Source organism: Pseudomonas sp. NPDC087615 (assembly GCF_044743445.1).
Lineage (GTDB): Bacteria > Pseudomonadota > Gammaproteobacteria > Pseudomonadales > Pseudomonadaceae > Aquipseudomonas > Aquipseudomonas baetica_A.
This window is the reverse complement of sequence record NZ_JBIUWM010000026.1, coordinates 21,408-46,706: the sequence shown is the minus strand read 5'-3', so window position 1 is coordinate 46,706 and position 25,299 is coordinate 21,408. Positions and strand designations below refer to the sequence as shown.

18 protein-coding genes are annotated in these 25,299 nt (G+C 59.8%); 15 read left to right on the top strand and 3 right to left on the bottom strand.

Annotated elements, in window-relative coordinates; translation table 11 throughout:
• Window positions 1-40 precede the first annotated feature (40 nt).
• The 7 genes from ACIOU6_RS14850 (at window position 41) to ACIOU6_RS14820 (ending at window position 11,990) form a co-directional block, all read left to right on the top strand.
• On the top strand, window positions 41-1,768 hold the full coding sequence (locus ACIOU6_RS14850) for an autotransporter assembly complex family protein (protein WP_401137429.1): 1,728 nt from the start codon (window positions 41-43) through the stop codon (window positions 1,766-1,768).
• Entirely contained in the window at window positions 1,765-5,439 is a 3,675-nt protein-coding gene (locus ACIOU6_RS14845; protein WP_401137427.1) for a translocation/assembly module TamB domain-containing protein, read from the top strand. The genes ACIOU6_RS14850 and ACIOU6_RS14845 overlap by 4 nt, the downstream gene beginning before the upstream one ends.
• 118 nt (window positions 5,440-5,557) lie before the next feature.
• Window positions 5,558-6,880: an HdeD family acid-resistance protein gene (locus tag ACIOU6_RS14840; RefSeq protein ID WP_221730416.1), complete on the top strand. Its 1,323-nt coding sequence runs from the start codon at window positions 5,558-5,560 to the stop codon at window positions 6,878-6,880.
• Between the two features lie 277 nt (window positions 6,881-7,157).
• Window positions 7,158-7,640, top strand: a complete 483-nt coding sequence (locus tag ACIOU6_RS14835; protein WP_221730415.1) for a MarR family winged helix-turn-helix transcriptional regulator — start codon at window positions 7,158-7,160, stop codon at window positions 7,638-7,640.
• Window positions 7,630-9,099 (top strand): efflux transporter outer membrane subunit, encoded by a 1,470-nt coding sequence (locus tag ACIOU6_RS14830; protein WP_401137423.1) that lies wholly within the window; start codon window positions 7,630-7,632, stop codon window positions 9,097-9,099. Before ACIOU6_RS14835 ends, ACIOU6_RS14830 begins: the two co-directional genes overlap by 11 nt.
• A gap of 15 nt (window positions 9,100-9,114) precedes the next feature.
• Window positions 9,115-10,317, top strand: a complete 1,203-nt coding sequence (locus tag ACIOU6_RS14825; protein WP_221730413.1) for an efflux RND transporter periplasmic adaptor subunit — start codon at window positions 9,115-9,117, stop codon at window positions 10,315-10,317.
• 143 nt (window positions 10,318-10,460) lie between these two features.
• Entirely contained in the window at window positions 10,461-11,990 is a 1,530-nt protein-coding gene (locus tag ACIOU6_RS14820; protein WP_221730412.1) for a DHA2 family efflux MFS transporter permease subunit, read from the top strand.
• A 127-nt stretch (window positions 11,991-12,117) separates the two neighbouring features.
• Here the strand turns inward: ACIOU6_RS14820 and lpxH are convergent, their stop codons facing one another.
• Both lpxH and ACIOU6_RS14810 read right to left on the bottom strand, forming a co-directional pair.
• A complete protein-coding gene (gene lpxH / locus ACIOU6_RS14815) occupies window positions 12,118-12,870 on the bottom strand; it encodes a UDP-2,3-diacylglucosamine diphosphatase (protein ID WP_401137419.1) in 753 nt (250 codons plus the stop codon).
• Window positions 12,867-13,373, bottom strand: coding sequence for a peptidylprolyl isomerase (locus ACIOU6_RS14810; protein WP_221730410.1), 507 nt, complete (start codon window positions 13,371-13,373; stop codon window positions 12,867-12,869). The genes lpxH and ACIOU6_RS14810 overlap by 4 nt, the downstream gene beginning before the upstream one ends.
• A 250-nt stretch (window positions 13,374-13,623) precedes the next feature.
• On the opposite strand from ACIOU6_RS14810, the gene ACIOU6_RS14805 reads away from it, so the two are divergent.
• Both ACIOU6_RS14805 and cysS read left to right on the top strand, forming a co-directional pair.
• Window positions 13,624-15,324, top strand: coding sequence for a glutamine--tRNA ligase/YqeY domain fusion protein (locus tag ACIOU6_RS14805; protein WP_401137416.1), 1,701 nt, complete (start codon window positions 13,624-13,626; stop codon window positions 15,322-15,324).
• Window positions 15,325-15,346: 22 nt separating this feature from the next.
• A complete protein-coding gene (gene cysS / locus ACIOU6_RS14800) occupies window positions 15,347-16,729 on the top strand; it encodes a cysteine--tRNA ligase (RefSeq protein ID WP_221730408.1) in 1,383 nt (460 codons plus the stop codon).
• 129 nt (window positions 16,730-16,858) lie between these two features.
• Here the strand turns inward: cysS and ACIOU6_RS14795 are convergent, their stop codons facing one another.
• Window positions 16,859-18,694 (bottom strand): sigma-54-dependent Fis family transcriptional regulator, encoded by a 1,836-nt coding sequence (locus tag ACIOU6_RS14795; protein ID WP_401137413.1) that lies wholly within the window; start codon window positions 18,692-18,694, stop codon window positions 16,859-16,861.
• A gap of 398 nt (window positions 18,695-19,092) precedes the next feature.
• Between ACIOU6_RS14795 and ACIOU6_RS14790 the strand changes: the two genes are divergently transcribed.
• The 6 genes from ACIOU6_RS14790 to ACIOU6_RS14765 are packed head-to-tail and all read left to right on the top strand — an operon-like array spanning window position 19,093 to window position 25,049.
• A complete protein-coding gene (locus tag ACIOU6_RS14790; RefSeq protein ID WP_401137411.1) occupies window positions 19,093-20,187 on the top strand; it encodes an ABC transporter ATP-binding protein in 1,095 nt (364 codons plus the stop codon).
• On the top strand, window positions 20,187-21,302 hold the full coding sequence (locus tag ACIOU6_RS14785) for an ABC transporter ATP-binding protein (protein WP_339493727.1): 1,116 nt from the start codon (window positions 20,187-20,189) through the stop codon (window positions 21,300-21,302). Before ACIOU6_RS14790 ends, ACIOU6_RS14785 begins: the two co-directional genes overlap by 1 nt.
• Entirely contained in the window at window positions 21,299-22,165 is an 867-nt protein-coding gene (locus tag ACIOU6_RS14780) for a carbohydrate ABC transporter permease (protein WP_221730404.1), read from the top strand. The genes ACIOU6_RS14785 and ACIOU6_RS14780 overlap by 4 nt, the downstream gene beginning before the upstream one ends.
• 9 nt (window positions 22,166-22,174) lie before the next feature.
• On the top strand, window positions 22,175-22,975 hold the full coding sequence (locus ACIOU6_RS14775) for a carbohydrate ABC transporter permease (protein WP_123450806.1): 801 nt from the start codon (window positions 22,175-22,177) through the stop codon (window positions 22,973-22,975).
• A gap of 10 nt (window positions 22,976-22,985) precedes the next feature.
• Entirely contained in the window at window positions 22,986-23,258 is a 273-nt protein-coding gene (locus ACIOU6_RS14770; RefSeq protein ID WP_401137407.1) for a DUF2160 domain-containing protein, read from the top strand.
• Window positions 23,259-23,306: 48 nt separating this feature from the next.
• Window positions 23,307-25,049, top strand: a complete 1,743-nt coding sequence (locus tag ACIOU6_RS14765; protein ID WP_221730402.1) for an ABC transporter substrate-binding protein — start codon at window positions 23,307-23,309, stop codon at window positions 25,047-25,049.
• The last annotated feature ends 250 nt before the right edge of the window (window positions 25,050-25,299 follow it).

Sequence of the window (25,299 nt, the reverse complement as noted above, 5' to 3'; positions counted from 1 at the left end):
GTTCTATCACGCTCCCAAGCCCGTGATAGCATCCGCGCCTATGAAGTTTCCAGGAAGATTTACCAGTGGCGTGTTCGTGCTGTTAACCAGCTGCGCGGCGCTGGCGCAAAGTGAATTGGACGTGCGGATCAAACCGTCCAACGACGAACTCAAAGCCAATATCGAAGGGTATATCGGCGGCTTGGGCGACCGTGACGAAGAAGCCTTGCAGCGCTTCAGTCGCGGCGCCGAAGAGCAGGCGCGCAAGGCCGCTCAGGCATTGGGTTATTACCAGCCGCAGATTGAAAGTGACGTCAAGGGCGGGGCAAAACCGCGCCTGGTGCTGAACATCGATCCCGGTGAGCCGATTCGCCTGCGCAACGTCACCCTTCGCATCGACGGCCCCGCGGCCTCTCTCAAATCCTTTCGTGTGCCGAAAAGCGACGTGCTCAAGCCCGGTGCGGTACTCAATCATGGCCGTTACGAAGACGCCAAACGGCTGATCCAGAATCAGGCCTCGCGCTTCGGTTTTTTCAGTGGCCGCTTCACCCGTCAAAAACTCTTGGTGGATCCTCGTGCCGGGATTGCCGACGTCGAATTGATCTACGAAAGCGGCCCGCGTTATGCACTGGGCAACGTCAGTTTCGAGGGCGACACGCCGTTCGACGAAGACCTGCTGCAACGCATGGTGCCGTTCAAGGCCGCAGACCCGTATGACTCCGAGTTGATTGCTGAACTCAACCGCAATCTGCAATCGAGTGGCTATTTTGAGGGCGTGCGCGTGGATGCCGCACCGACTGCTGCGAAAAACAACGTGATCCCGGTGGAGGTCAAACTCGACACCCGCAAGCCGCGCACCATGGGCCTGGGCCTCGGTTACTCCACCGACGTCGGGCCGCGAATCAAGGCCAACTGGACGCGCCACTGGGTCAATCCGCAGGGCGACAGCTATGGCTGGGAAGCCGAATTGTCGGCGCCACGGCAAAACGTCGGGCTGTTCTATGACATTCCACTCGACCCGCCGCTGACCGACAAACTGCGTTGGGCCGGCGGTTATCAGTTCGAAGACATTGATGGCTCCGACACGTCGAGCAAGCTTTTGACCTTCGGCCCGGAATGGCACAGCAAGTTGCCCAGCGGCTGGCAACGGGTGATCTCGCTGAAATGGCAGCGCGAAGAATACGAACTCGGTGATGACTCCGGCCTGAGTACCTTGCTTATGCCTGGCATCAGCTATTCGTACCTGAAGAGCGACAACCGCATCGACCCGCACAACGGTTATCGCCTGGCCTTTGAAAGCAAAGTGGCGAAGGAGGGCGTCGGCTCCGACAACAATCTTCTGTATGGCACCGCGTTGGTCAAAGGCTTGACCACGGTGTTCGACAAGCACCGCTTCCTTGGTCGCGTGCAGGTCGGCGGCAGCGCCACCAATGGCTATAACTCGGTGCCACCGTCGCTGCGATTCTTTGCCGGTGGTGATCAGAGTGTGCGCGGTTACGACTACCAGAGCCTGTCGCCGGAAAACTCCAAGGGCGACCGCATCGGTGGCCGCTACATGGTCGCCGGTAGCGTGGAGTATCAATATTCGGTCGCCGAAAAATGGCGAGTCGCGACGTTCGTCGATCAGGGCAACTCTTTCAACAAACTCGAACTGCCGAACCTCAAGACCGGGGTTGGCATCGGTGTGCGCTGGGTTTCACCGGTGGGGCCGATCCGCCTCGACCTGGCCCGCGCGCTGGACGACGATGGCGGCTTCCGGCTGCACTTTTCCATGGGGCCTGAGCTGTGAAGCGTGGTTTGAAAATAACGGCGCTGGCCCTGTTGGCGCTGGTGTCGTTGATTCTCTTGAGCATCGCTGCGGTGCTGGGTACGCAGGCTGGCAGCCGTTGGGCGCTGAGTCGGGTGCCGGGCTTGAGCGTGGAAAATTTCCAGGGTCGCCTCGGCGGACAATGGAGCGCCGACCATCTGGTGTGGCAGCAGGACAGCAGTCGTGTCGAGCTGGACAAGCCGATCTTCGCCTGGTCACCGCTGTGCCTGACACGCATGACGTTGTGCATCGAACAGCTCAAGGCTGATCAGGTCATCCTTCAATTCCCGCCGAGCGAAGAGACCACCGAAAGCGGCCCGATCAAACTGCCGGATCTGCAATTGCCGGTGGCTATCGAGTTGGGCGACGTCGAGGTTGGCAGTTTGCTGTTCAACGGCAGCGAGCAACTCAAAGGCCTGAAACTGGCGGCGCACTGGACGGCCAAGGGCCTGCAGATCGACAGCGTGAAATTGCAGCGCGACGACCTCAGCCTGAACCTGTCGGGCCTGTTGCAGCCGAATGCCGACTGGCCGCTGAACATCGCCGGTGATCTGACGTTGCCTTCGCCGGGTAGCGATCCCTGGACACTGGCCCTGAAGATCGACGGCGATTTGCTCAAGACCCTCAACCTGCACGCCGACAGCCATGGCTATCTTGATGGCCAGTTGAGTGGTGAGCTGCAACCGCTGGCAGATAATCTCCCGGCCAAAGTGCGCATCACCAGCGAGGCGTTCAAACCGAGCGCCGACCTGCCAGACACTTTGCAACTCAATCAATTGCTGCTGACCGGTGAAGGCGACCTGAAAAACGGTTACCAGTTGCTCGGTCACGCGAAGCTGCCTGCTGAGCAAGGTCCGGTGGCGCTGTTACTCAAAGGCAAGGTCGACGCCAGCGGCGCGCAAATCGCCGGCCTGGACCTGAGCGCCAATGACAAGCAAAGCCTCAAGCTGACCGGCAGTGTTGACTGGAGCAAAGGCATCACCGCTCAGGCCAACATCAATTGGCAGGACTTTCCGTGGCATCGGCTTTATCCGGTGATCGACGAGCCAGAAGTCGCTTTGCGCACCTTCAATGGCGAAGTCTCCTACACCGACGGTCAATACATCGGTAACTTCGCCGCCGCGCTGGATGGCCCGGCGGGGGCGTTCAGCCTGAGCAGTCCGTTCAGCGGCAGCCTCAAACAGATCGCCCTCCCGCAATTCAAAATGGAAGCCGGGCAGGGCAAGGCCGAAGGGCATGTCAACGTGCAGTTCGCCGATGGCATCGCCTGGGACACCGCGCTAGACCTGTCGGCGTTGAACCCGGCGTACTGGGTCGCGGAACTGCCAGGCACCTTGGCAGGGCCGCTGAAAAGCAAAGGCGAGTTGAAGAATGACCGCCTGAGCCTGACCGCCGACCTCGATCTCAAAGGCAAACTGCGTGGCCAACCGGCCGTGCTGCAAGCCAAGGCTGACGGTGCTGGCGAACAGTGGAACCTCAATGCCCTGCAAATCCGTCTCGGCGACAACAGCATCAACGGCAAGGGCAGCCTGCAAGAGAAACTCACCGGGCAGATCGACATCAAGCTGACGCGCTTGGCCCAGCTCTGGCCGCAATTGCGCGGGCAGGTCAACGGTCAGGTCAACGTCGCCGGCACCTTGAAAGCGCCGCAAGGCAAACTCGGCCTGCAAGGTTCGCAACTGGCCTTCCAGGACAATCGCCTGCAAAGCCTCAACCTCGACGCCACGCTCGACAGTGCACAGCGGGCGAAAATCGATCTGAAGGGCAGCGGCATTCAGGCCGGCGATACCAATCTGGGCGTGTTGACCGCCAGCGCTCAGGGCGACATCAAGAACCAGAAACTCAGCCTCGACCTGCTCGGACCGAAGCTGAAACTGGCCTTGGGCCTGGACGGCAATCTGGACAAGGGCAACTGGCGTGGACGCCTGGCCAGCGGTGACATTCAGGCCGGTGGCCAGGATTGGAAGCTGCAAACCCCAGCCAGGCTGGAACGATTGGCCGACGGCAAAATCAACTTCGGCGCGCATTGCTGGGTGTCCGGCAGCGCCAGCCTGTGCGGTGAGGATCAACGGCTGATGCCCGATCCGAAGCTGCGCTACCACCTCAAGCACTTCCCGATTGAAAGCCTGGCGCAGTGGTTGCCCAAGGACTTCGCGTGGCAGGGCAAGCTCAACGCCGATCTAAAACTGGACCTGCCGGCCAGCGGCCCGAACGGTGTGATCAGCGTCGATGCCAGCGGCGGCACCTTGCGCGTGCGTGAAAAGGATCAGTGGCTGGATTTCCCCTACCAGACCCTCAAGCTCACCAGCAAACTCACGCCGAAGCGCATCGACACCGACCTCAACTTCGTCGGCGGCAAACTCGGTGAATTGAGTGTGCAGGCGCAGCTCAATCCCTTGCCGAAGAACAAACCCCTGAGCGGTACCTTCCGCCTCACCGGGCTGGATCTGTCGGTGGCGCGGCCGTTTGTACCGATGGTCGAGAAACTCACCGGCCACCTCAACGGCAGCGGCACGATATCCGGTGGGCTGCTGGCGCCGCTGGTCAACGGCACGGTAAAGCTCAGTGAAGGCGAAGTGTCCGGTGCCGAGTTGCCGATGGAACTCAAGGATCTGCAACTGCAAGCGGTCATCGCCGGGGAATCGATACGCCTCGACGGCGGCTGGAAAAGCGGCAAGACCGGGCAGGGCAGTCTCAATGGCAACGTTGCCTGGGGCCAGGCACTCATGGTCGATCTGGCGCTCAAGGGCACGCAGTTACCCGTCAACGTCGAACCGTACGCCAAGCTCGAAGTGGCGCCGGACCTGAAGATTTCCATGGCGGGCGACGAGCTGAAGATTGCCGGCAAGGTGCTGGTGCCCAAGGGCGAAATCACCGTGCGTGAATTGCCGCCATCGACGGTAAAAGTCTCCGATGACACGATCATTGTCGGCGCGCAGACCGAAGAGGGTAAACCGCCGATGGCCATGAAAATGGACATCGACGTGGTGGTCGGTGACGACAGACTCAGCTTCGCCGGGTTCGGCCTCACGGCCAACCTGAAAGGGCGTGTGCACATCGGCGACAACATGGACACGCGTGGCGAGTTGTGGCTCAACGACGGCAGATACCGCGCCTACGGGCAGCGGCTGACGGTGCGGCGTGCGCGTCTGTTGTTTGCAGGTCCCATCGATCAGCCGTATCTGGACATCGAAGCGATTCGCCAGACTGACGACGTGATCGCCGGTATTCGCCTGAGCGGCAGTGCTGAGCAACCGACCACGCAGATCTTCTCGGAACCGGCGATGAGCCAGGAGCAGGCGCTGTCCTATCTGGTCCTGGGGCGTCCGCTGAGCACCAGCGGTGAGGACAACAACATGCTCGCGCAAGCGGCGTTGGGCCTTGGCTTGATGGGCAGTTCCGGAGTGACCAGCAGCCTGGCCAAGGACTTGGGGATTCAGGACTTCCAGCTCGACACCCAGGGCAGCGGCACCACCACCAGTGTGGTGGCCAGCGGCAACATCTCCGAGAAGCTCAGTTTGCGCTACGGCGTTGGCGTGTTTGAACCGGCCAGCACCATTGCCTTGCGCTACAAGCTGAGCAAGAAGGTTTATATCGAGGCGGCCAGTGGCGTCGCGAGTTCGCTGGATATCTTCTACAAGCGCGATTTCTAGGTCGCGTTGCCCATAGCCGGGTCGCGACACTGCGATCCGGCTTTTCCAGAATGAATTAGACTCACCGCAACTCGAACGCTTTGCGGTATAAGGCTGCCCGAAGATAACAGGGGTGCATATGGTTCGCTTGAGTAGGGTCTTGCTCGGTAGCGATTTTGTCCGCAAGCGTTGGTCTGCGCTGGCGCTGACGGGCATTGTCTGGGGGGCGGCCGGTGTGGCCATCTTCATTGATGCGCTGGACGGCGTTCTGTATTTCCCGTTGCATCTCTTCGGCTATCTGTTGTTGCTCGAAGCCCTGATCATTCTGTTTGTACCGGCACCTCGAACCGGGACTGCCGCCGCTCTGCGCAAGGCGCGAGGTTTGGCGTTTCTGGTGTTGGGGTTGCTGATCGTCGACAGACAACACGCCGCCGGCCTGATTCTGGCAGTGCTGTTTGGTGTGGCGTTTTTGCTCGACGGGGGCTTTCGGCTGGCAGCGGCGTTGGTAGTGCGCTTTGTCGGTTGGCAAGTGTCCCTGCTGACGGGGTTGTTCGAAATCGGCTTTGGGCTGTTCATCCTTGAACCGTATCCGACGCTCTATAAGGGCACGGTGCCGTTCTGCATTGGCATGAGCGTTTTTCTCTCGGGCTGCGCGCTCTTGCGGCAGGCGTTGCGCTTTAAAAACTGGCAGTCGCCGGTCAGCCCTGCTTCGGTCAGTGCGCCGGCATGCAGCGCCGCGCTGGTGATCCACGTCTGGACACCCAGCGGCACCGTTGATGACACCCTGGTGCGCAACCGGCTGCTCAACCGCTATATCGCGGCGGTCGACATCAACGGCGTGATCTCCGCCGGCCACGCGGCATTGGAATGTGGCCCGGATATCTACATCAGTCATTACCCGCAGGACGACATTGATCGTTCAGCGGGGGATTTCGTGCGCTTGCTGCGGGCGACGCCGAACAATGATGTCGCCGGCAGGTTTCTGCCGGACTATGCGGGTGAAGTGGCTGACTGGTGTCCGTCTTCGGTTCAGGTCAGTTTTGCCCACTACGATGCCCGCCGGCTGAATGCGTTCTGGGCGCAATATCGCCAGAACGGCACTTACAACCTCACCAGCCGTAATTGCTCCAGTGCCGTCGCCCATAGCCTTGAAGCGGCCCTTGAAGGGGCGATGAATCGGGGGCATTCAAGCATGCTCGACTTTGTCCGAGTCATCATCAGCCCCGAGTTCTGGGTGGCGGCTCAAGTGCGCAAGCGCGCCGAGGTGATGGCCTGGACCCCCGGGCTGGTGCTCGATTATGCGCGGGCATTGCATGCGGCCATCGAGCCGGCGCCACCGGGCTGGCACAGCATTTACGCGGTGACCAAGCGTGCTTGTGGTTATGCGGTGACGGCCTTGCGGGGGCGTGAGGTGCATCCGGTGCAACCGCCAGCGCCTGCCCATCCTTCCGACGAGTCCTGATCGGCCTCTCTATAAGCCGGATTTCTGGATCGCTTTCATTTCTTAAACCGAGTCGCTGCCTTCGCGAGCAAGCCCGCTCCCACACTGGATCTGCGTTCGACGCGAAATCCTCTGTGGGCGCGAGTTTGCTCGCGAAGGCGTCAGTGTGTTCATCGCAAAAAGCTAAGCCCGCTGGTCAACTAATTACAAAGCAACCTAACTATTACGTTGACATTCGCTGCCTAGGCAGTAACATCTCGACATACATTCACTGCCTAGGCAGTTATTAGGTGAGCACATGAAGCATTTCACCCCGGACGAATTCAAACATTGCCATCTCGGCCTGTTGCTTGGCCGTGCTGCGCTGCTCAAGGACCGGATCATCGACACCCACATGGAACCCCACGGCATCACCGCCGCGCAGTTCAAGGTGTTGATCATCATGGCCCAGTTCGGCGTCGACACCCCGGCCGAACTCTGCCGGCATCTGTCGCTGGACAGCGGTTCGATGACGCGCATGCTCGATCGTCTGGAGCAGAAAGGCTTTCTCGCTCGCCAGCGCAGCGAAGGCGATCGCCGTCAGGTGCAACTCAAGCTGACCGAACAAGGCCAGCAACTGGCCGATCGTCTGCCGCACATCGGCGCCAATGCGATGAATGAACTGGCGGGCGCCGTCACTCCGGACGAGTTGAAGACCCTGGAATACATCCTCAAGAAAATCCTGCTGGCAGCCGGTGACCCGATCACCCTCCAGCGGTTAGGTGAACACAATGAGCGGTAAAACCTTGCGCAGCAGCCTGACGCTGGTGTTGTCGGCGATGATCCTCGCCGGTTGCGCCAACTACAGTGGCCTCGACACCCAAGGCCAAAGCCTCGATGCGAAAAGCCTCAAGGCTGGCCAATCCCTCAACGGCGTAACCCTGTCGCCGGCCGCGTGGCCGAAAAGCGACTGGTGGACCAGCCTCGGTGATCCGCAACTCGATGGCCTGATCCGCGAAGCGCTGCACGATAGCCCAGACATGCAGATCGCCGAAGCCCGCGCCCATCAGGCCAGCGCCGCCGCGTATGCCGCCGATGCCGCGCGCTATCCGACCCTCGACGCCAGCGCCGGCATCAGCCGTTCGCGCCTGGCCAAGGATCAGGATCCGCGGGGGCAGGGCGATGCCTACGCCACCGTGCGCAACATCAGCGCTGGCTTCAATTACAACTTCGATTTGTGGGGCGGTCAGCGTGACGCCTGGGAAGCTGCCCTCGGTCAGGCCCGCGCCGCCGAAGTCGACCGTCAGGCTGCGCAGTTGACCCTCGCCGCCGACGTGGCTCGGGCCTACAGCGATCTCGGTCAGGCACACATCGTCTATGACCTGGCCAGCGAAGACCTCAAGCGCACTCAACAAATGCTTGACCTGAGCCAGCGTCGTCTGAGTTCCGGGATCGATAGCCAATACCAGTTCCAGCAAACCCAAAGCCTGGAAGCCAGTTCCGAAGCCAGCCTGATCGATGCGGAAAAACGCCTGACCAGCGCGAAAATCACTTTGGCGGTTTTGCTCGGCAAAGGCCCGGATCGCGGCAATGAAATCGCTCGCCCGAAAGTCCTGCAATCGAGCGCCGTGGCTGTGCCGTCTGTGCTGCCGGCGGAACTGCTCGGTCGTCGCCCGGATCTGGTCGCTGCGCGTTGGCGTGTAGAAGCGGCGAGCAAAGACATCGATTCGGCGAAAACCCAGTTCTATCCCAACCTCAACCTGACGGCCTCGGCCGGTGCCGAATCCCTGTTGGGTGATGCGATGTTCGGTTCGGCCAGTCGCTTCTTCAGCATTGCGCCGACTGTCTCGGTGCCGATCTTCGATGGCGGGCGACTGCGCGCCAACCTTGATGCGCGTGACGCCGATTACGACTTGGCGGTGGCGCAGTACAACAAAAGTCTGGTGAAAGCACTGGGCGATGTCAGCGACACGATCAACCAGTTGCGTGACATCGGCCGGCAGATCGGTGCGCAGCAACACGCCACCGACATTGCCCGGGACTCTTACAACACGGTGGTCCAGCGTTACGGTTCCGGCATCGGCAACTACCTGGACGTGCTCAGTATCGAGCAGCAATTGCTCCAGGCCCAACGTCAGTTGGCCAACCTCAATGCCGAGCAGATCGACCTGTCGATTCAACTGATGCAAGCGCTGGGCGGCGGCTTCCAGGGTGAAACCCTGACCGCAGCCAACGCCACCCCAGCCACGCCGCACAACTAATTCAAGGTATTTGTCATGGCCACTGCCCAAAACACCCAAGCTCAAGACAACACCCCGGACACCGGCAATCCACGCAAGCGCAAAGTCATGCTGCTGGTGCTGGCTGTTATCGTCCTTGTCGCCTGTGGCGGCGTCTGGGCGTATCACGAATTCATCGGGCGCTTTAACGAAAGTACCGACGACGCCTACGTCAACGGCAACGTCGTTGAAATCACGCCGCTGGTCACCGGCACCGTGGTCAGCATCGGCGCCGATGATGGCGACCTGGTCCACGAAGGCCAGGTGCTGATCAACTTCGACCCGAACGACGCCGAAGTCGGCCTGCAAAGTGCCCAGGCCAATCTGGCCCGCACCGTGCGTCAGGTGCGCGGCTTGTACAGCAACGTCGACGGCATGAAAGCCCAGGTCAACGCGCAACAGGCCGAAGTGCAAAAGGCTCAGGACAACTACAACCGCCGGAAAAATCTCGCCGCTGGCGGGGCGATTTCCAAAGAAGAACTGTCCCACGCCCGCGACGATCTGACCTCGGCGCAAAACGCCTTGGCCAATGCCAAACAGCAACTGAAAACCTCCAGTGCGCTGGTCGATGACACCGTGGTGTCGTCGCACCCAGACGTAATGGCCGCTGCCGCGCAGCTGCGTCAGGCCTACCTGACCAACGCCCGCAGCACGTTGATCGCGCCGGTCACCGGTTACGTTGCCAAGCGCACCGTGCAACTCGGCCAACGCGTGCAACCGGGCACCGCGCTGATGGCGGTGATTCCACTGGATCAACTGTGGATCGACGCCAACTTCAAGGAAACCCAACTGAGCGACATGCGCATCGGTCAGCCAGTGGATATCGAATCCGACATCTACGGCAGCGATGTGAAATACAGCGGCACCGTCGACAGCCTCGGTGCTGGCACCGGTAGCGCGTTTGCCCTGTTGCCTGCGCAGAACGCCACCGGTAACTGGATCAAGATTGTTCAGCGTGTGCCGGTACGCATTCACATCAACGCCGAAGAGCTGGCCAAGCACCCGCTGCGCGTCGGTCTGTCGACCACTGTCCAGGTCAATCTGCATGACCAGAGCGGCCCGGTACTGGCTCAACAATCGCCGCAAAAAGCGTCTTTCAGCACCAACGTCTACGACCGTCAACTGGCCGAAGCCGACGCAATGATCGCGCAACTGATCCACGACAACAGCGCTGCGGTCAGCAAAACCGCGCAACGCTGATCCACCACTGACCCTGTGGGAGCGGGCGTGCTCGCGAAAGCGGTGTGTCATTCAACATTGATTTGTCTGACAGGCCGCCTTCGCGAGCACGCCCGCTCCCTCAAGGGCGGGGGCAACGCTATTCAGGTTCCAAAGGATTCGCGATGAGCAATAACGCCTCTTTTACGCCGCCCAGCCTGTTGCTCAGCACCATCGGCCTGTCGCTGGCGACTTTCATGCAAGTGCTCGACACCACCATCGCCAACGTGGCGTTGCCGACGATTTCCGGCAACCTGGGGGTGAGTTCGGAGCAGGGCACTTGGGTGATCACCTCGTTTGCCGTGAGCAACGCCATTGCGCTGCCGCTGACCGGATGGTTGAGCCGGCGTTTCGGCGAGGTGAAGCTGTTTCTATGGGCCACCATTCTGTTTGTGCTGGCCTCGTTTCTCTGCGGTATTTCTACGTCGATGCCCGAGCTGATCGGTTTTCGCGTGTTGCAGGGACTTGTTGCCGGGCCACTGTATCCGATGACGCAAACCCTGTTGATCGCCGTGTATCCGCCCGCGAGGCGAGGCATGGCATTGGCACTCTTGGCGATGGTCACGGTGGTTGCACCGATAGCAGGCCCCATTCTCGGTGGCTGGATCACCGACAGTTACAGTTGGCCGTGGATCTTCTTCATCAACGTGCCGATCGGGATCTTTGCGGTGATGGTCGTGCGCTCGCAATTGGCCAAGCGCCCGGTGGAAACCAGCCGTCAACCGATGGACTACGTTGGGCTGATCTCGCTGATCATTGGCGTGGGGGCGTTGCAGGTGATCCTCGACAAGGGCAATGACCTGGACTGGTTCGAGTCGAACTTCATCATCATCGGCGCGGCGATTTCAGTGATCGCGCTGGCGGTGTTCATCATCTGGGAAATGACTGACCAGCATCCGGTGGTCAATCTGCGGTTGTTCGCGTACCGCAACTTTCGCATCGGCACGCTGGTGCTGGTGCTGGGTTACGCCGGGTTCTTCGGCATCAACCTGATCCTGCCGCAATGGCTGCAAACCCAGATGGGCTACACCGCGACCTGGGCCGGTCTGGCCGTGGCGCCGATCGGGATTCTGCCGGTGCTGCTGTCGCCGTTTGTCGGCAAGTACGCACACAAATTCGACCTGCGTTTACTGGCCGGGCTGGCGTTTCTGGCGATTGGCCTGAGCTGCTTCATGCGCGCCGGGTTTACCAACGAGGTGGATTTCCAGCACATCGCTCTGGTGCAACTGTTCATGGGGATTGGCGTGGCGCTGTTCTTCATGCCGACCCTGAGCATTCTGATGTCGGACTTGCCGCCGAGCCAGATCGCCGACGGCGCGGGCCTTGCGACATTCTTGCGGACGTTGGGCGGTAGCTTCGCGGCGTCGCTGACCACCTGGATCTGGATTCGCCGGGCCGATCAGCACCATGCGTACATGAGTGAAAGCATCAGCACCTATGAGCCCGCGACGCGGGAGGCGTTGAATCAGTTGGGCGGGGCGAGCAATCCGGCGTATGCGCAACTCGATCATGTGTTGACCAGCCAGGCGTACATGCTCTCCACCGTGGATTACTTCACGCTGCTCGGGTGGGGGTTTATGGGGTTGATTCTGATTGTGTGGCTGGCGAAGCCGCCGTTTGCTGCCAAAGCAGGCCCAGCAGCCAGCGGTCACTAAGTAAAACGCGGTCAAAAATGTGGGAGCGGGCTTGCTCGCGAAAGCGGTGTGTCATTCAGTAGAGATGTCGACTGAACCACCGCCTTCGCGAGCAAGCCCGCTCCCACATTGGTTTAGTGTTTGAGCTTTAGGGGGCGGGAGCGGGCAGTGCCGGCGGCGGCGCAAAATCAAACGGCGCCAACACATACCCGTTCTCATCCACCTGCAACGCCCAACCTTGACGATCCCAGTCCCCCAGCACTATCCGCTTTGCCGCCTGCTCTCCCAGCTGCAGCTTGTGAATCGCCGGTCGATGGGTGTGCCCGTGGATCAACGTCTTCACGCCAAACGCCTGCATGATCCGCGGAATCTCTTGCGGCGTGACATCGACAATGTCATTGGCCTTCATCCGCGTCTGCGCCCGGCTTTCGCTGCGCAGTTTGCGCGCCAGTTTGTGACGGGTGCTCAGCGGCAGGTGGCGCAAGATGAACAGGGTGATCGGGTTACGCAGGTAACGACGCAGCTTCATATAGCCGACGTCGCGGGTGCAGAGGCTGTCGCCGTGCATCAATAGCACCGGCTCGCCGTAAAACGGCACGACACTCGGGTCCTTCAACAACGTGCAGCCGGCCTGTTTGCAGAAGGCCTTGCCGAGCAGGAAGTCGCGATTGCCGTGCATCAGAAATATGGCCGTGCCGCTGTCGCTCAATTCGCGCAGGGCCAGGCAGATGGAACGCTGGAAGGGCGTCATGGCATCGTCGCCAATCCACGCCTCGAAGAAGTCGCCCAGAATGTACAACGCACTCGCCGAGCGGGCGCGTCCGGCGAGCAAATTCAGAAACGCCCGGGTAATGTCCGGGCGCTCCTCTTCCAGATGCAAGTCTGAAATCAGCAGTATCACGCTTCGATGATCTCGGCTTTCTCGATGATCACGTCGTCTGCTGGTACGTCTTGGTGGCCGGCCTTGGAAGTGGTCGAAACACCTTTGATCTTGTCGACAACTTCAGTACCGGCGGTCACTTTGCCGAACACGGCGTAGCCCCAGCCCTGAACGTTCTTGCCACTGTGGTTCAGGAAGGTGTTGTCGGCCACGTTGATGAAGAACTGCGCGGAAGCCGAATGCGGCTCCATGGTGCGCGCCATGGCAACGGTGTATTTGTCGTTGGAAAGACCGTTGTCGGCTTCGTTCTGGATGCTTGGACGCTTGTCTTTCTTTTCTTTCATGCCTGGCTCGAAACCGCCGCCCTGGATCATGAAGTTACCGATGACACGGTGGAAAACGGTGTTTTCGTAGTGACCGGCGTTAACGTACTCGATGAAGTTGGCGACGGTGATCGGCGCCTTTTCAGCGTTCAGTTCGATGACGATGTCGCCATGGTTTGTTGTCAGTTTGACTTGAGTCATGATCGCTACTCTTGATAGGAATTCGTGGTTTTGGGACATTGCGCCCCGCAACCGGTTCAGCCAGCGTCGGCCAAGGTGCGCAGTTTAGCGTGACAGGCGCGAATTTCGAGGCTGTTTTTCAAATCCCGGCGATTAAATGCACGCCTTTATAAGGCCTGCTCTGTCAGCCCCTTGACAGCATCGGCTATGATAGCGGCTTTGTTTTGTCTGGCCCCTCTCTGCGGCCGCGCACATGTAAGTCAAGGATCCTATGAGCAAGCCCACTGTCGACCCTACCTCGAATGCCAAGTCCGGCCCTGCCGTGCCGGTCAATTTCCTGCGGCCGATCATCCAGGCAGACCTGGACTCGGGCAAGCACACCCAGATCGTCACCCGTTTCCCGCCTGAGCCCAATGGCTACCTGCACATCGGCCACGCCAAGTCGATCTGCGTGAACTTCGGCCTGGCCCAGGAGTTCGGCGGCGTCACGCACCTGCGTTTCGACGACACCAACCCGGCCAAGGAAGATCAGGAATACATCGACGCGATCGAAAGCGACGTCAAATGGCTGGGCTTCGAATGGTCCGGCGAAGTGCGCTACGCCTCGCAGTATTTCGACCAGTTGCACGACTGGGCGGTGGAGCTGATCAAGGCCGGCAAGGCTTACGTCGACGACCTGACCCCTGAGCAGGCCAAGGAATACCGTGGCAGCCTGACCGAGCCGGGCAAGAACAGCCCGTTCCGCGACCGTTCGGTGGAAGAGAACCTCGACTGGTTCGCCCGTATGCGCGCCGGTGAGTTCCCGGACGGCGCCCGCGTGCTGCGCGCGAAGATCGACATGGCCTCGCCGAACATGAACCTGCGCGACCCGATCATGTACCGCATCCGCCACGCCCATCACCACCAGACCGGTGACAAGTGGTGCATCTACCCGAACTACGACTTCACCCACGGTCAGTCGGACGCCATCGAAGGCATCACCCACTCGATCTGCACCCTGGAATTCGAAAGCCATCGTCCGCTGTACGAGTGGTTCCTCGACGCCTTGCCAGTGCCGGCGCACCCGCGTCAGTACGAGTTCAGCCGTCTGAACCTCAACTACACCATCACCAGCAAGCGCAAGCTCAAGCAACTGGTCGATGAAAAGCACGTCAATGGCTGGGACGATCCGCGCATGTCGACGCTGTCGGGTTTCCGCCGCCGTGGCTACACGCCGGCGTCGATCCGCAACTTCTGCGACATGATCGGCACCAATCGCTCCGACGGCGTGGTCGACTTCGGCATGCTCGAATTCAGCATCCGCCAGGACCTGGACGCGAACGCCCCGCGCGCCATGTGCGTGCTGCGTCCGTTGAAAGTCGTGATCACTAACTACCCGCAAGACCAGGTCGAGAACCTCGAACTGCCGCGTCATCCGCAGAAAGAAGAACTTGGCGTGCGCAAGCTGCCGTTCGCCCGTGAAATCTACATCGACCGCGATGACTACATGGAAGAACCGCCAAAGGGCTACAAGCGCCTGGAGCCGAACGGCGAAGTACGTCTGCGCGGCAGCTACGTGATCCGTGCCGACGAAGCGATCAAGGACGCCGACGGCAACATCGTCGAACTGCGTTGCTCGTACGACCCGGACACCCTCGGCAAGAACCCTGAAGGCCGCAAGGTCAAAGGCGTGGTCCACTGGGTGCCGGCTGCCGCCAGCATCGAGTGCGAAGTGCGTCTGTACGATCGCCTGTTCCGTTCTCCGAACCCGGAGAAGGCCGAAGACAGCGCCAGTTTCCTCGACAACATCAACCCTGACTCACTGCAAGTGCTGACCGGTTGTCGTGCTGAGCCATCGCTTGGCAATGCACAGCCGGAAGACCGTTTCCAGTTCGAGCGCGAAGGCTACTTCGTTGCGGATATCAAGGACTCGAAACCAGGTCAGCCGGTATTCAACCGTACCGTGACCCTGCGTGATTCGTGGGGCCAGTGATTTAGCGTCAAGGAAATTAAAAGTGCTGACGATTTACAACACGCTCACCAAGAGCAAAGAAGTCTTCAAGCCGCTCGATGGCAATAATGTGCGCATGTACGTCTGCGGGATGACCGTGTACGACTACTGCCACATTGGCCACGGCCGCAGCATGGTTGCGTTCGACCTGGTGACCCGCTGGTTGCGGTTCAGCGGTTACAACCTGACCTACGTGCGCAACATCACCGATATTGAAGACAAGATCATCAATCGCGCCCGCGAAAACGGCGAGCCGTACGACGCACTGACCGAGCGCATGATCACGGCGATGCACGAGGACGAGGCGCGCCTCAACATCCTCAAGCCGGACATGGAACCGCGTGCCACCGACCATATTCCGGGCATGCTGAGCATGATCCAGACGCTGATCGACAAGGGTTACGCCTACGCCCCGGGCAATGGCGACGTGTACTACCGCGTCGCCAAGTTCATGGGCTACGGCAAACTGTCGCGCAAGAAGATCGAAGACCTGCGCATCGGCGCGCGGATCGAAGTCGACGAAGCCAAGCAGGATCCGTTGGACTTCGTACTGTGGAAAGCCACCAAGCCGGGCGAGCCAAGCTGGGAATCGCCGTGGGGCGCCGGGCGTCCGGGCTGGCACATCGAATGCTCGGTGATGTCCACCTGCTGCCTCGGCGAGACTTTCGACATTCATGGCGGCGGCAGCGACCTTGAGTTCCCGCACCACGAAAACGAAATCGCCCAGAGCGAAGCGGCCACCGGCAAGACCTACGCCAACGCGTGGATGCATTGCGGCATGATTCGCATCAATGGCGAGAAGATGTCCAAGTCGTTGAACAACTTCTTCACCATTCGCGACGTGCTGGAAAAGTACCACCCGGAAGTCGTGCGTTACTTGCTGGTGTCGAGCCACTACCGCAGCGCGATCAACTACTCGGAAGACAACCTCAAGGACGCCAAAGGTGCACTCGAGCGTTTCTACCACGCGTTGAAAGGCCTGCCGAACGTGGCACCGGCCGGCGGCGAAGCGTTCGTCGAACGTTTCACCACCGTGATGAACGACGACTTCGGCACGCCGGAAGCCTGCGCGGTGCTGTTCGAGATGGTTCGCGAGATCAACCGTCTGCGTGAGAGCGATCTCAATGCGGCGGCCGGTCTGGCGGCGCGTCTGAAAGAACTGGCCAGCGTGTTGGGTGTGTTGCAGCTTGAGGCCGATGACTTCCTGCAGGCGGGCGCCGAAGGGCGAGTTGATGCGGCTGAAGTCGACGCGCTGATTGCGGCGCGTCTGGCGGCACGGGCGGGCAAGGATTGGGCCGAATCCGACCGCATCCGCGATCAGCTCACCGCCATGGGCGTGGTGCTGGAAGACGGCAAGGGTGGCACGACCTGGCGTTTGGCTGACTGATTGGCTGATCCGCTAAAAACAAAACCCGCCTTGTGCGGGTTTTTGTTTTTGGGTTATCTCAGGAATCTACAGGGACAGGGCTGAAGTCATCGCAGGCTTGCCAGCGATCAGACCCGCCCAGACATCTTGTCATTCAGCCTGACGCAACCGCTTGTAAAGAGTGTTGCGGCTCACACCCAGCCGCCGCGCCAAGTGCGAAATATTCCCCCCAGCCGCCTTCAACTCCCGATTCAACGCTTCAACATCATTCAAATCCAGCCCCAGCGGCTGCGCGCGCTCAACCGGCTCCATTTCCAGATCGACAAAAAAATCATCCGGCAAATGCTCCGGCCGCACGGGTTGCTCTTCAGCCATGGCCAGCGCCACCTGCATCACGCTGCTGACCTGACGCAGATTGCCTGGCCACGGATGCTTATCGAACAGTTCCAACACTTCGCGGCTCAGCCCCGCCCATTGCGTCGGTTCACGATGCTGTTCCCACAGTCGTTTGAATAACGCCTCTTTGTCACTGCGCTCTCTCAATGGCGGCAACTCCAGGGTCAGCCCGCCGATGCGGTAATACAAATCCTCGCGAAACCGCCCCAGTTGCACCTGCTCCCGTAGCGAGCGGTTGGTCGCCGAGATGATCCGCAGATCCACCGGGAACAACTCACTGCTGCCCACCGGTTGCACGCAGCGCTCCTGCAACACCCGCAGCAACCGCGCTTGGGTCGGCAACGGCATGTCGCCGATTTCATCGAGGAACAGCGTGCCTTTGTCAGCCTTGCGGATCAGGCCGATGCTGCCTTTCTGGTTGGCGCCGGTGAATGCGCCTTTCTCGTAGCCGAACAATTCCGATTCGACCAGTTCGGCGGGGATCGCCGCGCAGTTGACGGCGATGAATGCCTGTTTGCTGCGGGAACTGGCCTGGTGCAAGGCTTTGACGAACACCTCTTTGCCAACGCCGGTTTCGCCGTGGATCAGCAGCGGGATGTCTTTTTCCAGCAAACGCTCGGCCTGGCGCACGGCTTTTTCCACGCGACTGTCGCCGAAGTGGAGTGTGTTGAGGCTGATCGCGGTTGGCGCGGCGGCTTTGGGGTCAGACGTAAACACTCGCGCCTCAATGAGCGCCTGTTTCGGCCGCTTCAACAAACACTGAAAACGGTTACTCCCGCAGGTCTGCAAGGCAAACGGCAAGCCGTCCGGCTGATTGATCAACTCAAGCAGCGACACCTTGAACAGGCTCTCAACGCTGACCCGCGACAAGCGCACACCCAATAGATTGTCGGCCCGGCGATTGGCCGACAGTACCTGACCGCTCTCATCGAAAATCAACAACCCTGCCCACTGACTGTCGAGGTTGTTCAACCCGGTGTTGAAGGTCAGTTGAAAGTGCTGGCCGTGGAACAGGTTGAGGATCAGCCGGTTTTCCACGGTCTGGCTCATCATTTTGACCATGCCCAAGGTGTGTGAGGGCGGCAGATAGCTGTCGCTGGACACATCAAGCACCGCGATCACCTTGCGCTCAGCGTCGAAAATCGGCGCAGCGGAACCGGTCATGAAGCGGTTGGCTTTCAGAAAATGTTCATCGTGTTCGATGTGTACCGCTTGCTCGCAGGCCAGCGCCGTACCGATTGCGTTGGTGCCGCTGCAGCGTTCCATCCAGCTCGCCCCGGCCTGAAAGCCCCGGGCCAGATTCGGCGCGATAAACCGTTGCGTGCCCCACGACGTCAGCACCTGGCCCTGGTTGTCGGCGAGCATGATCAGGCAATTGGAATTGCTCAGGATGTTCTCGTAGTAGGGCAACACTTCCTGATGGGTGGTCTGCACCAGCGAGTGCTGACTGTCGAGCAGGTGCGCAATGCCTGCGGCGGGGAGTTGATCGAAGGCTGGAGTACTTTGATGATCGAGACCGAACGCGCGGCAGCGTTGCCAGGAACTCTGGATGATCGCGTCGTGGGACAGCGGCGGGGCAGGTGCGGCCATGGCAGTCAGCCTCTGATGCAGCGATTTTTATTGTTGTTATGAACCCATCTCTTGAACACAACACAGATCAACTGTGGGAGCGGGCTTGCTCGCGAATGCGGTGGATCAGTCAATGAATCAGTTGAATGACACACCGCATTCGTCGGATCGCCGCCCGGAGCAAGCCCGCTCCCACATTTGGATCTTCAGCGGTCATGAGATCGGGCAAAAAGCATCCATAGAGTGTTGTTCACTATTGTTCATTGTCAATCGCGCAACTGTTCAAATGTGTTCAGCAATGAACGCCGTTTCCCGGCGGTTTCAACGATTTTCACAACAAATCAACAACTTGCCATTTCTGGCACGAATGTCGCTCTACTGCACAGGTCGCTTGACTCCAATAATAAAAAGGCCGAGCCATGTCACTCACCCTGGAGCACGTCTGCCGCACCGTCGAGGGCCAGAGCTGGATCGACGATGCGTGCCTGAAATTCGAACCCGGATCCTTCAACGTTTTGCTCGGTCGCACGCTGTCCGGCAAAACCAGTCTAATGCGCTTGATGGCCGGTCTGGACAAGCCCGACAGCGGCCGAATCCTGATGAACGGCGTCGATGTCACCCAACGCCCGGTACGTCTGCGCAATGTGTCGATGGTCTATCAGCAGTTCATCAACTACCCGACCATGACGGTGTTCGAGAACATCGCCTCGCCGCTGCGTCAGTCCGGTGTGTCGAAAGAGATCATCCACAGCAAGGTGCAGGAAACCGCGAAGATGCTGCGCATCGAGAAGTTTCTGCAGCGCTATCCGTTGGAGCTTTCCGGGGGGCAGCAGCAACGCACCGCCATGGCCCGGGCGCTGGTCAAGGATGCCGAACTGATCCTGTTCGACGAGCCGCTGGTCAACCTCGACTACAAACTGCGCGAAGAACTGCGTCAGGAAATGCGCGAGTTGTTCAAGCTGCGCCACACCATCGCCATTTACGCCACCACCGAGCCTAACGAAGCGCTGGCGCTGGGCGGCACCACGACGATTCTTCACGAGGGGCGAGTGATCCAGAGCGGCCCGTCGACCTCGGTGTATCACCAGCCGCAAACCGTGCTGGCTGCCGAGTTGTTCTCCGAGCCGCCGATCAATCTGATGCCGGGGCGCATCGCCGGTAACGAAGTGAGTTTTGCCAACTTCGTACACTTCCCGTTGAACGTTGATCTGCGTCCGGTGGGCGAGGGTGAGTTCCGCTTCGGCGTGCGCCCCAGCCACATCTCGCTGGTGCCGAGCAACGATGACGATCTGGAATTGGCCGTGACGGTGGAAGTCGCCGAGATCAGCGGTTCGGAAACCTTCCTGCATGTGCGCAACGAGCATTTCCTGTTGGTGCTGCACCTGTCCGGCGTTCACGAATACGACGTCGACGAGCCGATCCGCATTTATATCCCGACCCACAAACTGTTTGTTTTCGATGCGCAGGGCCGCTTGGTGCAAGCACCTAGCCTGCGTGTCGCGAGGGTTGCCTGATGGCCGAAATCCGTTTGCAACACCTCGCCCACAGCTACAGCAAAACCCCCGGCGGTGCGGAGGATTATGCGATCCGCGAGATGGATCACGTTTGGGAGCAGGGCGGCGCCTATGCGCTGCTCGGCCCGTCCGGTTGCGGCAAATCGACGTTGCTCAACATCATTTCCGGCTTGCTCAGCCCCTCGCAAGGGCATGTGTTATTCGACGGCAAAGCGGTCAACGACCTGACCCCCGAGAAGCGCAACATCGCTCAGGTTTTCCAGTTTCCGGTGGTCTACGACACCATGACCGTGTTCGACAACCTGGCGTTTCCCCTGCGTAATCAGGGCATGGCCGAGGCGAAAGTGCACAGCAAGGTGCAGGAAATTGCCGAAGTCCTCGATCTGCAAGAGTTGCTGAGCAAAAAGGCGCGCAACCTCACCGCCGACGAGAAACAGAAAGTCTCCATGGGCCGGGGCCTGGTGCGCGACGACGTGTCGGCGATCCTCTTTGATGAACCGCTGACAGTGATCGACCCGCACCTGAAGTGGAAACTGCGGCGCAAGCTCAAGCAGATCCACGAGCAATTCAACATCACCATGGTTTATGTCACCCACGATCAACTCGAAGCCTCGACCTTCGCCGACAAGATCGCGGTGATGTACGGCGGCCAGATCGTCCAGTTCGGTACGCCACGGGAGTTGTTCGAGCGGCCGAGCCACACCTTTGTCGGCTACTTCATCGGCAGCCCCGGCATGAATCTGATCGACGTGCAGCCGCAACCGGGCGGGGTCGGTTTCGGCTCGACGCACCTGCCGCTGTCTGACGCCTTGCAGCGTCATATCGAACACGGTCAGTGGAAAAATCTGAAGGTCGGTATCCGTCCCGAGTTCATTCATGTCTGGGATGAGCCGTTTGACGACGCGATGCAGGCACACGTCGTACACGTCGAAGACCTCGGCACCTACAAGATCATGACCCTCGATCTCGACGGCGTGGCGCTGAAAGTGCGCCTGGCGGAAGACAAACCGGTGCCGCAGGGCACGGCGTACATCAGTTTTCCGGCGCAGTGGCTGATGGTCTATGCCGACGAATTCCTGCTGCCAGCCACTGAAGACAATGAGGTGCAGCCATGAACAAGGTGCAGAACAACAAGGCCTGGTGGCTGGTGTTGCCGGTGTTTTTGCTGGTGGCGTTCAGTGCGGTCGTCCCGATGATGACCGTGGTCAACTACTCGGTGCAGGACATCTTCGACCAATCCAGCCGCTACTTCGTCGGCACTGAGTGGTATCGGCAGGTGCTGCTGGATCCGCGTCTGCATGATTCGCTGCTGCGCCAGTTCATCTATTCGGCGTGCGTGTTGCTGATTGAAATCCCGCTGGGCATTGGGATTGCCCTGACCATGCCGACCAAGGGCCGCTGGTCGTCGCTGGTGCTGATTATTCTGGCGATTCCGCTGCTGATCCCGTGGAACGTGGTGGGCACGATCTGGCAGATTTTCGGCCGCGCCGACATCGGCTTGCTCGGGTCGAGTCTCAACGCGATGGGCATCAGCTACAACTATGCGGCCAACACCATGGACGCCTGGGTGACGGTGCTGGTGATGGACGTCTGGCACTGGACCTCGCTGGTGGCGCTGCTGTGTTTCTCCGGATTGCGCGCCATTCCCGATGTGTATTACCAAGCGGCGCGCATCGATCGGGCGTCAGCCTGGGCGGTGTTTCGGCACATTCAGTTGCCCAAGCTCAAGAGCGTGCTGTTGATCGCGGTGATGCTGCGTTTCATGGACAGTTTCATGATCTACACCGAGCCGTTTGTGCTCACCGGGGGCGGGCCGGGTAACGCCACGACCTTCTTGAGTCAGACGCTGACCCAAATGGCCGTAGGCCAATTCGACCTGGGTCCGGCAGCGGCTTTCTCGCTGGTGTACTTCCTGATCATCTTGTTGGTGTCCTGGCTGTTCTACACCGCCATGACGCACTCCGACGCCAACCGCTGAGGCCCGGCCATGAGCAAAAGAAAGCTGATCCCGTTGCTGGTCTACATCCTGTTCCTGCTGGTGCCGATCTACTGGCTGCTGAACATGTCGTTCAAGAGCAACACCGAAATCCTCGGCGGTCTGACACTTTTCCCACAGGACTTCACGCTGGCGAACTACAAGGTGATCTTCACCGATCCGAGTTGGTACAGCGGGTACATCAACTCGCTGTACTACGTGAGCCTGAACACGGTGATTTCCCTGAGCGTGGCACTGCCGGCGGCGTATGCGTTTTCACGCTACCGCTTTCTGGGCGACAAGCACCTGTTCTTCTGGCTGCTGACCAACCGCATGGCGCCGCCGGCGGTGTTCCTGTTGCCGTTCTTCCAGCTCTATTCGTCGATTGGTCTGTTCGACACGCACATTGCCGTGGCCTTGGCGCACTGCCTGTTTAACGTGCCACTGGCGGTGTGGATTCTCGAAGGCTTCATGTCCGGCGTGCCGAAGGAAATCGACGAAACCGCCTACATTGACGGCTACAGTTTCCCCAAGTTCTTCGTGAAGATTTTCATCCCGTTGATCGGTTCCGGCATCGGCGTCACGGCGTTTTTCTGCTTCATGTTTTCCTGGGTCGAGCTGTTGCTGGCGCGCACGTTGACCTCGGTAAACGCCAAGCCGATTGCGGCGGTGATGACACGCACGGTCTCGGCCTCGGGGATCGATTGGGGCGTGCTGGCGGCGGCGGGGGTGTTGACCATTTTGCCGGGCATGCTGGTGATCTGGTTTGTTCGCAACCATGTGGCCAAGGGCTTTGCCCTCGGCCGGGTCTGAGGAGCTGATGATGGAATGGATGAGTTGGACCACCCCCACAGCGGCATTCTTCATTGTCATAGACTTGCTCCTGGTGGGCATGACGACGTGGGAGCTGCGTTCGCCGAGCGTCCTGCGGCGAGGTTTTCTGCCGATTGCCACCACCCGTGGCGATCGCTTGTTTATCGGTCTTCTCGGCAGCGCCTACCTGCATTTGCTGGTCATCGGCGCCACCGACTGGAGCATCTGGGTCGCGTCCGCGTTGTCCCTGGTGTGGCTGTTGGCTGTGATGCGTTGGGGCTAGTCGAGTCGCTCGACAACCGTGCTCCGAAATCCTAAACAGGAGGTCTCTATGTTCGACAAAAACAATAAGCTGCGACATAGCATTTCATTGGCAGCCATGCTGGCACTCAGCGGTTTGAGCGCGTCTGCCTGGGCCGATGCCTACGAGGACGCTGCGAAAAAGTGGATCGGCAGCGAATTCAAACCGTCGACCCTGACGGCCGATCAGCAACTCGAAGAGTTGAAGTGGTTCATCAAGGCTGCAGAGCCGTTTCGCGGGATGGAAATCAAGGTGGTTTCGGAAACCCTGACCACCCATGAATACGAGTCCAAGGTGCTGGCCAAGGCCTTCAGCGAAATCACCGGGATCAAGCTCACCCACGACTTGCTGCAAGAAGGCGACGTGGTGGAAAAAATGCAGACGGTGATGCAGTCCGACAAGAATATCTACGACGGCTGGGTCAATGACTCGGACCTGATCGGCACGCACTTTCGTTACGGCAAGACCGAATCGATCACCGACCTGATGGCCAACGAAGGCAAGAACTTCACCTCGCCGACCCTCGACATCAAGGACTTCATCGGCATTTCGTTCACCACGGCGCCGGACGGCAAGATTTATCAACTGCCCGACCAGCAGTTCGCCAACCTGTACTGGTTCCGCGCTGACTGGTTTGAACGCGCGGACCTGAAAGCCAAGTTCAAGGAAAAGTACGGCTACGAATTGGGCGTACCGGTGAACTGGTCAGCCTATGAAGACATCGCCAAATTCTTCAGCGAAGACGTCAAGGAAATCGACGGCAAACGTGTTTACGGGCACATGGACTACGGCAAGAAAGACCCGTCGCTGGGCTGGCGCTTCACCGATGCCTGGTTCTCCATGGCGGGCGGCGGCGACAAGGGCTTGCCTAACGGTTTGCCGGTGGACGAGTGGGGCATTCGTGTCGAGGATTGCCACCCGGTGGGTTCCAGCGTGACCCGAGGCGGCGACACCAACGGCCCGGCGGCAGTGTTTGCCACGACCAAATACGTCGATTGGCTCAAGGCGTACGCGCCTCCGGAAGCAGCGGGCATGACGTTCTCCGAGTCCGGCCCGGTGCCGTCGCAAGGCAACATCGCTCAGCAGATTTTCTGGTACACCGCCTTCACCGCCGACATGACCAAACCGGGTCTGCCGGTGGTCAACGACGACGGCACGCCGAAATGGCGGATGGCGCCGTCGCCGCGCGGGCCGTATTGGGAGGAGGGCATGAAGCTTGGTTATCAGGACGTGGGTTCGTGGACGTTCATGAAATCCACGCCGGAGAAACAGAAACTCGCGGCGTGGTTGTACGCGCAGTTCGTGACTTCGAAAACCGTATCGCTGAAGAAAACCATCGTCGGTTTGACGCCGATTCGTGAGTCGGACATCAACTCGCAAGCGATGACCGATCTGGCGCCGAAACTCGGTGGTCTGGTCGAGTTCTACCGCAGCCCGGCCCGCGTGCAATGGACCCCGACCGGGACCAACGTGCCGGACTATCCGCGTCTGGCGCAATTGTGGTGGAGCCACATCGCCGAAGCGGCCAGCGGCGAGAAGACCCCGCAGCAAGCGCTGGATGGTTTGGCCAAGGATCAGGACGCGATCATGTCGCGTCTGGAACGCTCCAAGGCCCAAGCCACGTGCGCACCGAAAATGAACCCGGAACGCGACGCGCAATACTGGTTCGATCAACCGGGCGCGCCGAAACCGAAACTGGCGAACGAGAAGCCGAAGGGCGAGACCGTGAGCTACAACGAACTGCTGAAATCCTGGGCAGATGCGCGTAAATAAAAGCTGATGTGTGAAGGGCAAACGGCACCGCAAGGTGCCGTTTTCAGTTGTGCCAGAATCACCGCCATCGAGCGCCCACAGGTTTCGCGTTGATCCAATAGAGCGGCGACGCATTACGAATAGGTAATGCCCTCGCCCAAGTCATTGCCTTCACAACAGTCCTGGTGCTGGCGAGTATTTCGATTCGGGATGTTTAAAGGTTTTCCGAAAATACAGAACCTTCCCACAATGTTTTCAGGTTGTCCGTCGG

What these genes read in the sequence shown, in the direction of transcription:
- ACIOU6_RS14850 (WP_401137429.1), top strand. Translation starts at nt 41, where the DNA reads ATGAAGTTTCCAGGAAGATTTACCAGTGGCGTGTTCGTGCTGTTAACC.
- ACIOU6_RS14840 (WP_221730416.1), top strand. Translation starts at nt 5,558, where the DNA reads ATGGTTCGCTTGAGTAGGGTCTTGCTCGGTAGCGATTTTGTCCGCAAG.
- ACIOU6_RS14835 (WP_221730415.1), top strand. Translation starts at nt 7,158, where the DNA reads ATGAAGCATTTCACCCCGGACGAATTCAAACATTGCCATCTCGGCCTG.
- ACIOU6_RS14830 (WP_401137423.1), top strand. Translation starts at nt 7,630, where the DNA reads ATGAGCGGTAAAACCTTGCGCAGCAGCCTGACGCTGGTGTTGTCGGCG.
- ACIOU6_RS14825 (WP_221730413.1), top strand. Translation starts at nt 9,115, where the DNA reads ATGGCCACTGCCCAAAACACCCAAGCTCAAGACAACACCCCGGACACC.
- ACIOU6_RS14820 (WP_221730412.1), top strand. Translation starts at nt 10,461, where the DNA reads ATGAGCAATAACGCCTCTTTTACGCCGCCCAGCCTGTTGCTCAGCACC.
- ACIOU6_RS14810 (WP_221730410.1), bottom strand. Translation starts at nt 13,373, where the DNA reads ATGACTCAAGTCAAACTGACAACAAACCATGGCGACATCGTCATCGAA.
- ACIOU6_RS14805 (WP_401137416.1), top strand. Translation starts at nt 13,624, where the DNA reads ATGAGCAAGCCCACTGTCGACCCTACCTCGAATGCCAAGTCCGGCCCT.
- ACIOU6_RS14795 (WP_401137413.1), bottom strand. Translation starts at nt 18,694, where the DNA reads ATGGCCGCACCTGCCCCGCCGCTGTCCCACGACGCGATCATCCAGAGT.
- ACIOU6_RS14790 (WP_401137411.1), top strand. Translation starts at nt 19,093, where the DNA reads ATGTCACTCACCCTGGAGCACGTCTGCCGCACCGTCGAGGGCCAGAGC.
- ACIOU6_RS14785 (WP_339493727.1), top strand. Translation starts at nt 20,187, where the DNA reads ATGGCCGAAATCCGTTTGCAACACCTCGCCCACAGCTACAGCAAAACC.
- ACIOU6_RS14780 (WP_221730404.1), top strand. Translation starts at nt 21,299, where the DNA reads ATGAACAAGGTGCAGAACAACAAGGCCTGGTGGCTGGTGTTGCCGGTG.
- ACIOU6_RS14775 (WP_123450806.1), top strand. Translation starts at nt 22,175, where the DNA reads ATGAGCAAAAGAAAGCTGATCCCGTTGCTGGTCTACATCCTGTTCCTG.
- ACIOU6_RS14770 (WP_401137407.1), top strand. Translation starts at nt 22,986, where the DNA reads ATGGAATGGATGAGTTGGACCACCCCCACAGCGGCATTCTTCATTGTC.
- ACIOU6_RS14765 (WP_221730402.1), top strand. Translation starts at nt 23,307, where the DNA reads ATGTTCGACAAAAACAATAAGCTGCGACATAGCATTTCATTGGCAGCC.